Genomic DNA, 14,487 nt, shown 5'->3' on the forward strand with positions numbered 1-14,487 from the left:
GCGAAGCGATACGACCTGCTGCGCGGTGCGCCAGCAGGAAAAATTTTGGTAGAAGTCGGTGATACGTTGGAAATGCGCTTATCGCAGTGGGTGTGATAAGCGCATCAAGCTCACTTAGATGGCAGCATCGAACGAGAGCTGTACGTTGCCGCTGTAGTTGCCCGGTGTGTGACTGGTGCCAGCTTGGCGAACCGGGATGATTTCGAGGTTTACGGTGGACGCAGCCGCTGCAGCAGCTTGGGTCACGACTGACGCGTCGGTGGTGGAGAGGGTGATGCTATTGAATTTTACGGTGAGTGGGATGCTCGCGGAGCCGCTGCTCAGCGTGGCTGGCGCCAGCAATTTACCGGTGATGGCGCCCGCTGTATTTTTTACGTCGAACTGTTTGGTCAACTTGGACAAGTCGCCGGTGTAAGGGCTGTAGGAGAGGACCTGAGTTTGGTTGATCCAGGTCGAATCTTTTGGCAGTACGTAAAAGTCAGAAGTTGGAACAGTCGCTTCGAGCGTGATGGTGTGACTGATCGGTGCGGCAAACGCCTGAAAAGAAGCGGCAGCAACCAGCGCGAACAGAGTGGTTTTGATAAAGGTCATTCTGATACATCTCCGTAACGTTTAATTCAGATAGGCTCCTCGTTCGGGAACGTACTAAGTTGGTAGCAGTTGGCCGACTCGGAGGTGTGCAACTTTAGTGAGCTGCCAACGCTGGAGATGTAGGGGACTTTCGTTTGTTTACGCCAAAAAGTTCCTGCGGCTGGGTAGGTTCTTTGTTTAAGTGCCTAGCGAAAATAGGTCGGATTTATTTATGTTGCCCTAATTTCTAGTAGATAGTCGTTCAGAGTATGGAAAATAAATCTGTTCCCTTTTCGAAGACCTTGCTGTAGTGGGAGTGGGCGGGATAAGGGCTGAAACATTAGCCGACGCGAAAGTGGGCAGACTTCCGTAGGGGCATTCATGGCGGGAGAGCTTGATTAACCGTTTTGCAGATGACAGCGATCGTACTGATGCACCTCCGCACGCTGAACGGATGTGGCTTATGGCAAGCGGGTGCTTTGATCAAGGCAGGCGTGAGACGACTCCAACCGCGTATTGCTAAGGCAGTAACGGAAGGTTGGTGGATCAAGGTCAGAATCTTGCAACACCTGCTGACCCACTCATACAGCGGCAAGATTTTAGCCGTCAAATGAGTGGCAGAAAATCGTGGCGAGAGAACGCCAATGGGCAGTGTTCCACATCTGTGCGTCAAACAACTCCTACAAGCTTTCAGAAAAACCCTACAGCTATTGCGTTGTAAATCCCCGAAGCTTTTAAGTGTCCTTTAATACTTCGTTTAACTGCGCTAATTAAAGCCAACCAAATACGTCAAACTTTGCTACTGAAGCAAGTTCGTTGCATTCGGCTTTAAGCTTGGCGCAAGCAAGCGATCTATTTTTCAGGATAAAAATTAATCTTGTAATTTTGATAAATGTAATAGAGGTGTTTTATGAAAAGTTTTTTGACCGCAATTGCTTTGATCGCAATGTCGAGCGCCACTATGGCAGCTGACCTCGGCCCATCTTGCACCGAGTATTTCAAGCAAATTGATGAAGTTGTGGCTGCTAACCCTCAGGGAGAAGCCATGAAGTCGCAGTATGAAACTGCAAAAAAGCAAATGGCGAGTATGCCTGCCGCAACGCAAGAGGCGGCTTGTAAGCAGGCATCTGACATGTTGAAGCAAGCGATGGCAGCCACGCCTGCAAATTAATTTAACTTTCTGATTTGAACCGCCATGTGTATTACTGAAATAAGATGCATGGCGGTATCTTCATGATTTTAAATTCTTTTTATAATGTGTAAAACTTAAAAGTTACCACTTGGCTGTTCTTTGTTTTCGTGGTGGCAACGGTTACATTGTGTTTGTTTTTGAAAAGCAAAGATTTCATTCCATATAAAGGGGACGATTTTATTTAACTGCTCTAATGTAGAGCCGATTAATAAACTGTCCCCTTTTTCCTGAAACAGGAGTCCAGAATAGTGCGGCTGGAGGGGACGCCTGATTTACAGGCCCAAATCGCTAAGTCGCCGTCCGACGAGAGTAGGACGGCTCAGTCTGTGCTCTCCGCCATATTCACCGTTACCCCAAGCGAGCGCAGCGCATCCCAGTAACCTGGGTAGGTCTTGCCCACGCACTCCGGGTCCAGCAGGCGAATGCCGCTCACCTTCAAGCCGGTCAGGGCGAAGCACATGGCGATGCGGTGGTCGCTGTGGGTGTCCACCAGCGCGTCGCAGCTAGTGCCGGCCAATGCCGGGTCTGCCGCCACTAACAAGTCATCACCCTCCACGGTCGCAAGCCCTGGGCGAATGGCGTTAAGGCCGTCGAGCAGGGCCTGCACGCGGTCGCATTCTTTTACCCGCAAGTTGGCCAGTTCGGTGAAGCGCACGGGGGTGTTGTTGAAGGCGGCGAGCACGGCCAGGGTCGGTACGGCGTCTTGCATCTGCGAGCCGTTGATGACCGCCGGCATGTCCGGGTAGGCGGCGATAAAGGTTTGCGCGTTGGCGTCGGGTTGGGTGAAGCAGTCGTCGGCGACGCCGAGGTCGATGTTGCCGTCGGTCAATGCCTGGGCTGCCCACAGGTAGGTGGCGGCGGAGGCGTCGGGTTCGATCAGGTAGTCGCAGGCCTGGTAGCCGGTGGCGGCGATGCGCCAGGTGACTTCGTCGACTACCTCCACTTTGGCGCCGAAGGCTTGCATGCAGGCCAGGGTCAGGTCGACGTAGCCGCGGGCGCCGATGTCTTTGCCGGTCAGTTTTACCTCGATGGGGGCGGTGCCGCAGGCGGCCAGCATCAGCAGGGCGGATACGTATTGGCTGGACAGCCCACCGTCAATTTCGAAGGTTTTGGCGCTCAGGCTGCCGCTGCCTTGCACCAGCACTGGCGGGCAGCCGGTGGCGCTGGAAACCTGGATGCCGCCGGCGCGCATGGCCTCTAGCAGCGGGCCAATCGGGCGTTTTTGCATATAGGCGTCGCCGTCCAGGGTGACGTCGCCGTTTACCGTAGCCACAGCGGCGGTAAGAAAGCGCATGGCGGTGCCGGCATTGCCGAGGAACAGCGGTTCGCTGGGGGCCTGCAGGTAACCGGCGCTGGTGACCACGAAGGTGGTGCTGTCCGGCTCGTCCACGGTCACGCCCATTTGCCGCAGGGCGTTGGACATGTGGCGGGTGTCATCGCTTTTCAGCGCGCCGGTCAGGCGGCTGGTGCCCTTGGCCAGGGCGGCCAGCAGCAGCGCACGGTTGGTGATGGATTTGGAGCCCGGTGGCGACACTTTGCCCTGCAGGGCAAAGCCAGGTGGAACGACGGTAGCGGTGTGCGGCGCGCCCATAACAGCGGTTCTCCGAATAAGACGTGGCGCACAGCGGCGCGCAAAGGGGCGAATAATGCCATTGATGCCACGCCCAATGAAGCCTTCTCGGCCAAGGAACGAGGGGAGATTGACTGCTTAACGCTCAAGCGGATTTTTTTGCAGAGTGTCAGTGCGGGGCTGCTAGTTACTCAGCGTTATGGTGATGTCGAGGATGCTAAGTGGCGCGTACACCAAGGTGATTACGCTGTAAACGCGGCGTGAGTTGAAGCTGAAGGCAATCAACGGCAGCAGCATCATGATCAGATCCAGCCCGCCCCAGGGCGCCCACGGTGACGCTTCGAAGAGCACCACGTTGACGATAAAACCGAAAATTAAATAGACCGATATGGATAACAGCGCAAAGCGGCCGTCTTGCTCGAAATAAATCCGCAGCCCATCTTTTTCGTCCTCGCTGCGACTGGGCAGCAGTAACGCAGCGGAGATGAACAGCGATAAGGCCAGCAATACCAGTAAGAGAAACTCGGGAAACGTGAAGGTGGTTTTGATGGAGGGCAGCGAGTTTACCGCCCACCAGAAATCGAGCTGCATGGTGAACAGAATGGCGGCCCACACTAACGGTATCCAGTCCACTTTCGCGTCGCGGCGAATACGGAACACGGTCAGCGAACCCAGCAGCAGGCGAGTTACGGACAAGCCCAATATCATTGAAAGTACCGTCGCAATGATTGGGAAGTTGCTCATGACCATTCCTGTTGAACTGAGTGTTGGCGTGACGCGCGGGAGAACGGCGCGGACCAATAAATATGGAGCAAACCACACCCTATGAAAAGCAGTGTGGTGGTTGCGCTTTCAACTGCTTTTCAGCGTTTGTTCAGGTCACCTGGTTTCCAGGTTTTCTCGAAGAAGGGTTTGGTCGGGCCATACAGCCGGAGGATGACGAAGTAGCCTTCGGTGGCTTCGCTAGCTTGGCTGACCGGCACCATCAGGGCGGTGCCGGCCAAGGCTCCCAGCAACGTCAGCGCGAACAGCTTACGGCGAGGGGAGAGCGCGTTCATAAAGCATCCTTACTAGTCAGGCTCACCTACCGCAGGTGAGTCGCTGGAACGACAGACCAAGTTTTCCTGCCCGCCGTTACCAGAGATAACGCACACCCAGGTTGACGGCCCACGGTTCCTCCACCGATTCGCCTTGGGCATGTTCAACATCCAGCGAAACTTTGACCTTTTCGCTCACTTGCAAGATGCCGCCCAAGCCCACTTCAGCACGGCTGCCGGCGATCTGGTTGTCCAGCGTGTAGCCATTGACCTTGACGCTGCTGTCGCCAGCGAACTCATGCACGTAGGAGGCTTTGGCGTAGGGCTGGGCTGTCATGCCGTTTTCCAGTTTGAAGGTTTTTCCAAACAGCGAACCCACCCGGCCTTGCAGCGAATCGGCGTCACTGGCTTGCACCTTCAGGCCGCTGCTGGTTGTGTAGTTCGCGCCCTCGGTATGGGTGTAGGAGAGCTCCACCTGCGGTTCCACAAACCAGCCGTGTTGCAGTTGGATGTGTTTGCCCACTTCAACATCGCCGGCAAAGCCGTTGGTGCTGTACGAGCCCTTGGTTTGCTCGCCGGTGTTGGTCAGGGTTTTTACCTCGTTGTTCATGCGGTTGTATTTGGCGACGGTGTCGACGTAGTAGCCGTTGTCATCCAGCCAGGTGGCGTAGGCGCCGATCAGCTTGCTGTCGATGGTGCCGCTGCTGCCGTCGCCATAGTCCTGGTCAGACTGCGCGGTGCCGACCAGGCCGCCGACGTAGAGCTTGCCGCCGTCCAAGACCACGGCGGTATCGGCGCCGATTTCCATGCCCACTACCGATTGGTCGAAGCCGCGGCTGTTGCCGTTGTCCACTTCAAAGGTTTTGCCGATGCCGCGGGCCCACACGCCGCCATTGTCTTCGCCCATGCGCAGCTCGCCAAGGCGTTTTACCAGGGCGTTCATCTGCGCGCTCCACAGGGTGGCGGTGGCGGCCTGGTTGCCCAGTGCGGCGTTGGCGCCGTTGGACAGGTTTTCCGGTTGTGGGTTATCCGCCGTGGCGGTATTGCGCAGAAACCAGTCGTCGCCTTGCTGTTCCAGGCTGTAGCGGAAGGCACCGGCATCCACGTAGCTGCGGCCGGCCAGGGTGAACTGGCCGTCACCGCCATTGCCGTCCACCAGGCGCAGTTGGCCGTTGGCGGCGCCGGGTTCGCGGCCCGAGTCGGCGACGGCGAGGCGGTGGTCGCCGCTGATGCTGCCGCCCACGCTAAGCAGGTCGCCCTGTTCGGCCGCCAGGTCGGTGTTCATGGCGAAGGTGCCGGCACCGCTGAGGTCGCCTTCGACGGCCAGGGTTTTGTAGGCGCCGCCGGGTTGGAAGGCAATTACGCCGTGGTGATCGAGGCTGGCGACGTTGGAGTCGGCGCTCATGTCCCAGCGGCTGTCAGCGTCGATCACCATCGCGTCGATGTTGTTGCCCTGACCGGTCCAGTGGGCGTTGTTTTTCAGGGTGACGTTGGCGGTGGAACGCAGCTCGCGGGTAAGCGTGTCGTAGGTGTCCATGTCCCAGTAGTACTCAGTTTCGGTCGCGGTATCCCTGCTGATGGTGCCGTTCAATGTGCTGCCATCAACGGTCAGGTTGGCGGTGCCCAGGTGTTCGACAGTAAGCAAGTTGCCATCGCCTGCATCCAGGCTGCTGCCGTTCTGTACGGTGACGTCCAGCCGGCCGTAATCGCTGACCAGCAGGGCCGGGCCGTCGATACCGGTCACGCGGCTGCCGTCGATCACGACCTGGTCGATCGGTGAGCTGTCCTGGCGCGAGGTTCGGTCATCGCGGGCGCGAATGCCGGCGGTTTGGCCGGACACGTCGCTGCCATTAACGATGTTCACCGTGGTGCCGGAGCCGGTCAGCACCACGCCGGCGGCGGGGCTGCCTTCGTTCATTCGCGCCGACACACTGCTGTTATCCAGCGTGACGCTCACGTCGCTGCCGATCAGGCGCAGGCCGGCGCTGATGTCTTGATAGCCTTGCTGGAAGTCGGTCTGGTCGCCGCCTTGCACGACGATCTGGCTGTCTTGGAGCAGCACCTGGGTGTTGCCGCGGATATGCAGGCCAGTGATGGTGTTGCCCACGTTCTGCGGGCCGTTGTCGACCCTCACTGCTACGCCATCAAGGCTGATGGTTTGGGTGTGCCGGTCGTTGACACCTGTCGCTTCCAGACCGGTGTTGTGGGATTCGATGCTGCCGCCTTGCATGGTCAACGCTACTTCGCCGAGCAGCTCAACTGCCGGGCCGCTGCTGTTTGGCGCGGTGTTTCGGATAGTTGAGTCGAGCACGGCCACGTGCGCGGTTTCGCCGGTGGCCCCGCCCACGGCAAATAGCGCAGGGCCTGCGCCAAAACCGTCGAGCAGGGATCGCTGTACGTCGAGGTTGCTGGTGCCGCTGCCTGACAACTGGCCATGCACGGTGGAATCCAGTACCTGCGCCGACGCATTGGTAGTGGACAGGCTGCCGACGTCGCTGCCAGCGCTGACGATTAGCAGCGAGCCGTCGCCATTGGCCTGCATGCTCAGTTCCGCTGCTACGGTGGAATGGGCCAGGCTGATAGTGCCGCCATCGTTGGCCTGGATCGGCATGTTCCACATGCTGAAACCGCCAATGCTCAGGTCATTGGCCAGCACCTGGCTGCCCGCGCCCTCGGCCAGAATGGCGGTGGCGGAGCGGGAAAAGTCGTTGGGGTTGTCGTTCAGGGTAAGGCTGCCGCCGTTCAGGGTGATCTGCCCGCTATTGCTGGCGTGTACGACGATCGCATCGCTGCCTTGGGCATTTAGCTCGGGGTTGTCCAACTGCACCTGCGAGCCATCAGCCTCAATGCCGGCGATGCCAGCGCGCAGCGCAGTCAGTGGGCTGGCCAACCGACCGCTATCGAGGCTGGCTTGCGAGGGCAGGTTTTGTTCTTGGGGGGCTGCGCTGACCACGGCGTCTTCGGCTTCGGCGCGCGCCACATTGAGGCTGAGCATGCCTGCCAATATCAGGCCAATGGCCTGAGCGAGGGGGTTGTGGTGGAAGTTCTCCAGCAGGGTGTGTGAGCTTTTCATGGCGGTTGCCTCGGTAGTTGAGCGTTGAGATCAGTCTCGGCGCCAACCACTGGGCGATCTGTAGGAGTCGTTCCCACCCGGTGTGAGAGTCACTCCACAGCTGGGCTACGCTTGGGGCGGGATTGAAGCGAAAGGGACAACCGCATGAGTACGGTGATGCTGGTGGAAAACCAGCCGCTGATGGGCGACGGACTGCGCCGCTTGCTGGAGCAGGACCGGCACCAGGTGGTGGCCGAAGCGAGCAATCGTCAGGACGCGTTGCGCCTGTGCCGCGAGCACCGCCCGGAGGTGGTGATCATTGACCTGGAGATTGCCGGCCTCGGTGGGCTGGATATGCTGCGCCGCCTGCGCAGCAGCCATGGCGGCGTCAAGCTGCTGGTTTACAGCGCTCAGGAACCGGGGCTGTATGCGGCGCGTTCACGACAGAGCGGGGCAGATGCCTTTGTCAGCAAGTTCGAGCCGCTCAGCGAATTGAAAGTAGCGCTGGCCGCCGTGCTGCGTGGCCACAGCTACTTCCCCCGCGAGGTTGCGCGCCTTGAGGTAAACCAGGACAAAGGCGCACTGCAACAGCTCTCGGAGCGCGAGCTGACCGTGCTGCAACTGCTGGGGCAGGGGCTCAGCAACAAAGACATCGCCGAGCAGCTCAGCCTGAGCTACAAAACCGTCAGCACCTATAAAGCCCGTTTGCATGAAAAGCTCGCGGTTAGTAACGACTTTCAGTTGCTCGAAATCCTGCGTCAGCACGGCCTGGCAGACGAAGAACCCGTCGACAGTCCAACGCTAAACGCCGAACAGGATATGTTGCGCGCCTTGCTCGACGCCGCCCCCAGCCCGATGTTCGTGCGCGATCTGCAAGGCCGTTTGCTGATGTGCAATCGGCTGTACCTGGCCCATGCCGGTAAAAGCTTTGCCGATATCCGTGACAGCCTGCTGGAGGAGGCGTCCTGGGTGTCGCCCGCCTTGCGCCAACGCTGCAGCGACCGCTACCGCGATGCGGTGCAGTGGCAAGAGCCGTTTATGGTCGAGGGGGTGCTGGAAGAAGAAGGAGCGCCCATCACCGTGTATGTGTGGTGCTTGCCGTATCGCAATGCGGCGGGTGAGCTGATCGCCATGCTCGGTGGCATGCGTTATCTCGGCGAGCGTGATGACTTGCTGATTGAACTGCGTCACCAGGGGGCGCAAGCACGGCTGCTCAGCCAATTGAAAAGCCAGACCTTGGCCACCGTGAGGCGCGCGGTGGCAGCGAACCTGGCAGTGTTCCAGGAGGGGCTGGCTGCTGTGGTGCAGCAGGCCGACAAGGTGGCCATCGAACACGCCGTCAATGCGTTGCGTCCGTCTATCGAAGACATCCATCGCCATCTGGAAAAGCTCGATGAACTGCTGGAGCTGGACGACCACAGCGTTCCCCGCGAGGCCCACGACCTGGGTCATTTGAGCGCCGATATCCTGGCCCCGCTAATCGGCGACTTGGGCCAGAAAGGCTGCGCAGTGGAGCTAAACCTCGGTACCTTCCGGCCGGCCTGGATCAATGTGCGGCAGTACCAGCAATTGCTGGAAAGTGCGCTTGAACACCTGCAGCGCACGCTGCAACCAACGCAGATTTTCTTGCACGTCCACAGCAGCATTCTGCCGCGTGGCTATGTGTGCCTGAGTGTTGAGCTCAGTCCGTGGTCTTCCAATGTGGCGGCAGACAATTGGACCTATGCCCGCTTGCAGCGTCTGCTGTTGCTGATGCAGGCGAGGGTGCGAGTGGTTGAGTCGGTGTTGCGGATTGAAGTCGATCTGCCGGCGGCGCTGTCGGCGCCGTGAAGGCAATCGGGTTACAGCTCGCCCATCTGCAATGGTTTTCGACGCGCTGTTGAGCCAACAAAGGAGCCGCCATGCCACTCGCCCGAATCGATGTCGCCGCCGACTACACAGCGGAAACGGTAAAAATCATTGGTGAGGTCATTTACGACGCCATGACCAGCACCGCCAATGTGCCGGTCAACGACCGCTTTCAAATCATCAACCGCCACGCCAAAGACGAGCTGGTGTATCCCGAAGCCGGGTATCTGGGCGTGAGCTATACGGCGAAGATCGTGTTTATCCAGATCACCTGGAACGCCGGGCGCAGAGTCGAGGTGAAGAAGGCGTTCTACCAGGCCGTCGCCGAAGGCCTGCACACCCGGGCCGGCATTCGCAAAGAAGATGTGTGGATCAGCCTGATCGATGTGCAGCGCGAAGACTGGTCGTTCGGCAATGGCGAAATGCAGTACGCACCCAAACTTTAGAACCGTCGCTCCCCTGGCGCACTCAGCTGCGGCACACATCCACCCACTGTGCATTGACCAACTGGGCCAAGCGTTCCGGCGATAGCCGCACGGCGCTGTTGGATGACCCCGCCGCTGGATACACCTCGGTGTACTGCTGCAGCGAGATATCGCAGTAGATGGTCACCGGCGCGGGCAGCCCGAACGGGCATACGCCGCCGACGCGGTGGCTGGTCAGTTCGAGTGTTTCATCGGGGCTGAGCATCTTGGCCTTGGCGCCGAACGCCGCTTTGGCTTTCTGGTTGTCCAGCCGGGCATGGCCGGCGGCGACGAGCAATGCGTTTTGCTCGCCGAGACGCAGGGCCAGCGTTTTGGCGATCTGGCCTTCTTCCACGCCCAACGCGGCCGCCGCCAGGGCGACGGTGGCGGTGCTCAGTTGGTGTTCGAGAATGGTGATGTCCGGTGCGTTCGTGGCGAGAAATGCTTTCACGGATTCAAGCGACATGGGCTCTCCTGAAGGGTGTGCAAACCTGCAGCAGAGGCTATCTATTTGCCCGGCAAAATCAAACTGCCACAGTGGCTCAGCTCAACCACCCCTCATTCTTCGCCTTGGCCACCGCATGGGTTCGGCGCTGCACTCCCAGTTTGGTGTTGATCCGTCTGGCGTGGGTTTTCACGGTGTGCACGGAGATAAACATCGCCTCGGCAATTTGCAGGTTGGAGTGGCCGCGGGCGATGAATTTCAGCACGGCGGCTTCGCGTTTGCTCAGGGGCGATTCGCTCGGGGTGATCGGGGTGCGGTTTTTGTCGGTGGCTTGCAACAGCTTTTTGCGCCACAGGGTGGTTTCGTCGAGCTGCGCCAGTTCGCTGGCCAGCCATTCCGGTTGGCGTTGATACAGGTGCAGCAGGGGCTGCAGGTGTTGCTGGTGTTCGGCTTCGCTCAGGCTCTGGGCGAGCTGGCGGTTGGCGAGGGTTTTGCGCTGTTCCAGCCACAGGGTTTCTGCCAGGCGCAGGCCGACGTAGACCGCCAACTGGTGATGGCCGTTTTGTTGGCAGTCGGCCAGCAGGTGCTGCAAGGCATGGTGCGCGGCATCCAGGTCACCGAGGGCCATGTTGGCGCAGGCTTCGTCGAAGCGGGCGCGCAGGTGCAGGTCGTAGAAGCCGGCAGGGGGCATGGCGTATTCGCTGCTGAAGCGCTCGCGGACTTCCGCGAACAGCTGCTTGGCTTTTTCGGCTTCGCCGCGTTGCAACCACAGTTCGCCTTGGGCTACGCCGAGGGCATCGCGGTAGCGCACCACGGGCACCTTGTAGAGCTGCATTTTGCGTTCGGCGGTGCGCAGTAGTTGCTGCGCGGCGTCGAGCTGGCCGTCTCTGCTGATCAGGTCGGCCAGGCACAGATAGCCATACAGCAGGTAAGCGTCTTCACACTGCTCGGCTTCTTGCAGACCTTCTTTCAAGGCGGCTTTGGCCTGCGCCGGTTCACCGCGAGTAACCAGCAGCGAGCCGCGCAGCATCTGCAGACGTGCAAGCACCGGGCCGCGCAGGCCGGCGTTTTTCAGCAGCTGCAGGGATTCCTCGGTGTGTTCCCAGGCCTGTTCGAACTCGCCCATGATCAGCAGTTGATGAATATGGTCGGCGTTCACCAGCGCTTCGAACAGCACATTGCCGTTGGCGCGCGCCAGGCGCAGCGCTTCCCGGGTGTACTGGCGGGCAAGGTGCAGTTGCTGTTCGCCGGTGGCTTGTTGCGCCAGGGTTTGCAGGCAGAGGATGCGCAGCGACCAGGCGCCGTCTTCCAATGCTTCGAGCGCTTCCTGGCAATGCTGTTTGGCTTCGGGCTGTCCGCGCTGGCAATGCAGCACACCGAGCGCGGCCTGGTAGTGCGAGAGCAGCCGCCGTTGGCGTTCGGCCGAGGGTTGTGGCAGAAAGTTGGCCAGCTCGGCGAGGCAGCGCTCGGCTTCGTCGAGGCGGGTACAGATAAGCATCGCCCAGACCTGCAGCATCACCAGGCGTGGTGTGCAGGAGAACAGCTCGGCGGGGAACTCCTCGCGCCAGTGCAGAAACTGCGAAACGCTTTCGCCGACCAGCAATTGGTCCTGGCCATAGCGGTGCAGGTAACTGGCCGCGACCTCAGGCTGGCCGGCCCATAGCGCATGTTTGACAGCCTCGCGCACGTCGCCCTGGGCGGCAAACCATTGGCAGGCGCGCACATGGGTGGGCTGCGTGCTCTGCGTCGATGGGTGCGCCCGCAGCACGCGGGCCAAGGGCGCCCACAGGCTGACCCAGTGGTTGCCCGAGTCGTTGTCGCTGGCCAGCAAGTGGTGCGCGCGCAGCTCGCCGAGTAACTGTTCGGCGTTGTGCTCGGCGAGCAGATGGTGGCAAAGCTCGACGCTGAAGTGGGGGATGTGCGCCAGGGTTTGCAGGGGCGTCAGCAGCGCGGGCGGTAGGTCGGCGAGTACTTCACGGTCGACGTAGTCGCGCAGCAACGGTGACACGCTGTAGCTGGTGAGCGCTTCGAGTTTGCCTTCAATCAAGGTCAGGCCGATGGCGGCCGGCCAGCCGTCGCTGTTGGCAAGAATCTGCGCCTGGGTTTCGCTGGCGCAGTTCACTTCGCGGTGCTGCAGCAGGGTGGTCAGGTCGCGCTCGGTGAATGCCAGGGCGTGGGCGTCCACTTCCTGCAGGTCGCCTTGCAGTTGCAGGCGTGGCAGGTTCCAGGCCGGGCGCCGCCGGCAACCGATCCACCAGCGCACGGTGTGCGGGGTGCGTTCGAGCAGGGTGCCGAGCAGCTCATCCAGCTCGGGGCTGGGCTGGCGTGGGTAGTCGTCGAGGATGATCCACAGCGGGTGTTTGTAGCTGCTCAGCAGGTGGCTGAGCTCGCTTTTTACCTCGTCTTCCCCCAGCGTCAGGTGCAGGGAGCTGGCGATGCGCTCGAGCAGTTCGGTCGGGCTCAGGGCATTGCCGAGCAGGTCGAGCCAGACGATGCGGGTGTTGAGGCTGGCCTGGCGGATGCATTCGTTGAGCAGCACACTTTTACCAAAGCCGGCCGGCGCGCTGAGCAGGGTCACGCTGCTGCGGCTGGCCAACAGCCCCTGGGCCAGCCGTGGGCGCTGCACATGGTGGGCCGGCAAACGCGGCAACAAGGCATCGAGGTTGCGTGCGCGGGCGCCGGTGGGCAGTTCGCCAGTGAGTTCGTGCATGGTCGGGTCTCTTCGTGGCTAGCACGGCCAGGGCAGGGATGCTGAAGACGATAACAGGGCAAAGGATTAGAAAACCGCCGGGCAAGATGGATTTTCAGCTGTCATTCCAAAGGATGAAAAGCCACTGAAACCGGGGCTTCCGGCTGATAAGAGCAAGCGATGAATGCTTCATCATCAGCCATGTGGCAGGCGCATGGCGCGGCTAATCCTTGCCGCGCCGGAATGGCTTCATCCCTGCGGCGGCGTGCCGGCCTCGGGCGTCCAGCGCTGCAAGTAGTCGAGACTCGCGCGGTAGGGTTTGAGGCCGAGGCTGAGCAGAATTGCCGAGGTGCCGACCGCCAGCGCGGTAATCAGCAGCAGCGAGTAACGCAGGGCATGGTCGTCGGCGAATACGTAGTCGGTCACCAGCGCCACGCTGGTGGGGCCCAACCCCAGGCCGATCAGCGTGGTGATAAACAGGTACATGGCCGAGGCTTGCCCGCGCATGGGGTTGGGCATGATTTCCTGCAGCGCCGCCGGCCCCACACCAAACGGCATGCTCAGGCAGAACACCGTAGGCGCCATCAGCACCGCCACCCAGAAGCCGTTGTCGAGCAGCGGAAAGGTCAGTACCAGCGGCAGGGCGATCAGCGAGGAGTACAGGCCGACCCGCATGTTTGCGTCGGTCTTGCCGCGTTTGGTCAGCCGGTCGGCCAGACGCCCGCCGAAGACGATACCCAGGCAACCGCAGACGGCCACGGTGCTGCCGTAAACAATGCCGACCTGGCTGGCATCCCAGCCGAAGGTGCGGATAAAAAACGTCGGAATCCAGGCCGCGCTTCCGTAGCCGGCGAAGGCCAGGGCTGCGAAGCCGAAGTTGTGGCATAGCACGGTGCGACGGTTGGCGCGCATATACGCGGCCACTGCGCTGAGGGGCATCGCCACGCCCGCGCCGGCGCCACGGCGCAGGGGTTCCTTGATGGTACGCACCACCAGGCTGAACAGAATGCCAACGGCGCCGAGGATCAGAAAAATCAGCTGCCAGGGCCGTACTTCACCCAGCAGCGGCACGTGCAGATCACCCTGGGCCGAGGCGAAATGAATCACCAGGCCGCCAAGCAGAAAGGCCACACCGGAGCCTAGGTAAATGCCCATGGCATACACGCTGATGGCGGTGGCGCGGCGCTCGGGTGGGAAGCTGTCGGCAATCAGTGAATAGGCGGCCGGCGACAGCGCCGCCTCACCCATGCCCACGCCGATGCGGCACAACAGGAACTGCCAATACAGCTTGGCCATGCCGCAGGCGGCGGTGGCGGCGCTCCAGAACATCACGCCGAACATGATCAGGCCACGGCGACTTTTGGTGTCGGCCAGACGCCCCAGCGGGATGCCGCACAGGGTGTAGAAAATGGCGAAGGACAAGCCCATCAGCAGGCTCATCTGGGTGTCGTTGATGGCCAGGTCACGGCGGATCGGTTCGACCAGCAGGCTGAGAATCTGCCGGTCGATAAACGACAGCATGTACGCCACCATCAGAATGGCGACAGTAGTCCAGGCGGCAAGGCTGGTGGGGTAGCCGTGGGTGTTTTTGGGCATGAGCAGTCTCTGCGCCGCCAGTGG

General features: G+C 60.6%; 12 protein-coding genes. 4 read left to right on the forward strand and 8 right to left on the reverse strand.

Translation table 11 applies throughout. The annotated features are described in order from the left end of the window. Positions 1-114 precede the first annotated feature (114 nt). Complete coding sequence (locus tag C8K61_RS18130; protein ID WP_108097678.1) at positions 115-591, reverse strand: CS1 type fimbrial major subunit; 477 nt, start codon at positions 589-591, stop codon at positions 115-117. 410 nt (positions 592-1,001) lie between these two features. Here C8K61_RS18130 and C8K61_RS27295 point away from each other — a divergent pair, with 410 nt between their 5' ends. Both C8K61_RS27295 and C8K61_RS18140 read left to right on the forward strand, forming a co-directional pair. After that, entirely contained in the window at positions 1,002-1,184 is a 183-nt protein-coding gene (locus tag C8K61_RS27295) for a reverse transcriptase N-terminal domain-containing protein (protein ID WP_371920009.1), read from the forward strand. A gap of 296 nt (positions 1,185-1,480) precedes the next feature. After that, a complete protein-coding gene (locus C8K61_RS18140) occupies positions 1,481-1,741 on the forward strand; it encodes a DUF5339 family protein (RefSeq protein WP_256589482.1) in 261 nt (86 codons plus the stop codon). A 340-nt stretch (positions 1,742-2,081) separates the two neighbouring features. Here the strand turns inward: C8K61_RS18140 and aroA are convergent, their stop codons facing one another. From aroA to C8K61_RS18160, 4 genes are all read right to left on the reverse strand, one after another. Then, a complete protein-coding gene (gene aroA / locus C8K61_RS18145) occupies positions 2,082-3,353 on the reverse strand; it encodes a 3-phosphoshikimate 1-carboxyvinyltransferase (protein ID WP_108097680.1) in 1,272 nt (423 codons plus the stop codon). Positions 3,354-3,515: 162 nt separating this feature from the next. After that, entirely contained in the window at positions 3,516-4,076 is a 561-nt protein-coding gene (locus tag C8K61_RS18150) for a hypothetical protein (protein WP_108097681.1), read from the reverse strand. 119 nt (positions 4,077-4,195) lie between these two features. Then, positions 4,196-4,390, reverse strand: a complete 195-nt coding sequence (locus C8K61_RS18155; protein WP_108097682.1) for a hypothetical protein — start codon at positions 4,388-4,390, stop codon at positions 4,196-4,198. Positions 4,391-4,466: 76 nt separating this feature from the next. Beyond that, entirely contained in the window at positions 4,467-7,442 is a 2,976-nt protein-coding gene (locus C8K61_RS18160) for an autotransporter outer membrane beta-barrel domain-containing protein (RefSeq protein WP_108097683.1), read from the reverse strand. 144 nt (positions 7,443-7,586) lie between these two features. Between C8K61_RS18160 and C8K61_RS18165 the strand changes: the two genes are divergently transcribed. Both C8K61_RS18165 and C8K61_RS18170 read left to right on the forward strand, forming a co-directional pair. Next, positions 7,587-9,251, forward strand: coding sequence for a response regulator (locus C8K61_RS18165; protein ID WP_108097684.1), 1,665 nt, complete (start codon positions 7,587-7,589; stop codon positions 9,249-9,251). Positions 9,252-9,322: 71 nt separating this feature from the next. Continuing rightward, the gene (locus C8K61_RS18170; protein ID WP_108097685.1) at positions 9,323-9,715 is read left to right on the forward strand and encodes a tautomerase family protein; all 393 of its coding nucleotides are present in this window, start codon (positions 9,323-9,325) and stop codon (positions 9,713-9,715) included. Between the two features lie 22 nt (positions 9,716-9,737). Here the strand turns inward: C8K61_RS18170 and C8K61_RS18175 are convergent, their stop codons facing one another. From C8K61_RS18175 to C8K61_RS18185, 3 genes are all read right to left on the reverse strand, one after another. After that, positions 9,738-10,199: a YbaK/EbsC family protein gene (locus C8K61_RS18175; protein WP_108097686.1), complete on the reverse strand. Its 462-nt coding sequence runs from the start codon at positions 10,197-10,199 to the stop codon at positions 9,738-9,740. A gap of 76 nt (positions 10,200-10,275) precedes the next feature. After that, positions 10,276-12,888 carry a LuxR C-terminal-related transcriptional regulator gene (locus C8K61_RS27125; protein ID WP_108097687.1) on the reverse strand — a complete coding sequence of 871 codons (2,613 nt, stop codon included), beginning with the start codon at positions 12,886-12,888 and terminating at the stop codon, positions 10,276-10,278. Positions 12,889-13,116: 228 nt separating this feature from the next. Further along, a complete protein-coding gene (locus C8K61_RS18185) occupies positions 13,117-14,463 on the reverse strand; it encodes an MFS transporter (protein ID WP_108097688.1) in 1,347 nt (448 codons plus the stop codon). Between the last annotated feature and the right edge of the window lie 24 nt (positions 14,464-14,487).

It is taken from the genome of Pseudomonas sp. GV071 (assembly GCF_003050835.1).
In the GTDB taxonomy this organism is placed as follows: Bacteria; Pseudomonadota; Gammaproteobacteria; order Pseudomonadales; family Pseudomonadaceae; genus Aquipseudomonas.

Bases quoted from the DNA above. Each gene is read 5' to 3' on its own strand.
- C8K61_RS18130 (WP_108097678.1), bottom strand. From the start codon at position 591: ATGACCTTTATCAAAACCACTCTGTTCGCGCTGGTTGCTGCCGCTTCT.
- C8K61_RS27295 (WP_371920009.1), top strand. From the start codon at position 1,002: ATGCACCTCCGCACGCTGAACGGATGTGGCTTATGGCAAGCGGGTGCT.
- C8K61_RS18140 (WP_256589482.1), top strand. From the start codon at position 1,481: ATGAAAAGTTTTTTGACCGCAATTGCTTTGATCGCAATGTCGAGCGCC.
- aroA (WP_108097680.1), bottom strand. From the start codon at position 3,353: ATGGGCGCGCCGCACACCGCTACCGTCGTTCCACCTGGCTTTGCCCTG.
- C8K61_RS18150 (WP_108097681.1), bottom strand. From the start codon at position 4,076: ATGAGCAACTTCCCAATCATTGCGACGGTACTTTCAATGATATTGGGC.
- C8K61_RS18155 (WP_108097682.1), bottom strand. From the start codon at position 4,390: ATGAACGCGCTCTCCCCTCGCCGTAAGCTGTTCGCGCTGACGTTGCTG.
- C8K61_RS18160 (WP_108097683.1), bottom strand. From the start codon at position 7,442: ATGAAAAGCTCACACACCCTGCTGGAGAACTTCCACCACAACCCCCTC.
- C8K61_RS18165 (WP_108097684.1), top strand. From the start codon at position 7,587: ATGAGTACGGTGATGCTGGTGGAAAACCAGCCGCTGATGGGCGACGGA.
- C8K61_RS18170 (WP_108097685.1), top strand. From the start codon at position 9,323: ATGCCACTCGCCCGAATCGATGTCGCCGCCGACTACACAGCGGAAACG.
- C8K61_RS18175 (WP_108097686.1), bottom strand. From the start codon at position 10,199: ATGTCGCTTGAATCCGTGAAAGCATTTCTCGCCACGAACGCACCGGAC.
- C8K61_RS27125 (WP_108097687.1), bottom strand. From the start codon at position 12,888: ATGCACGAACTCACTGGCGAACTGCCCACCGGCGCCCGCGCACGCAAC.
- C8K61_RS18185 (WP_108097688.1), bottom strand. From the start codon at position 14,463: ATGCCCAAAAACACCCACGGCTACCCCACCAGCCTTGCCGCCTGGACT.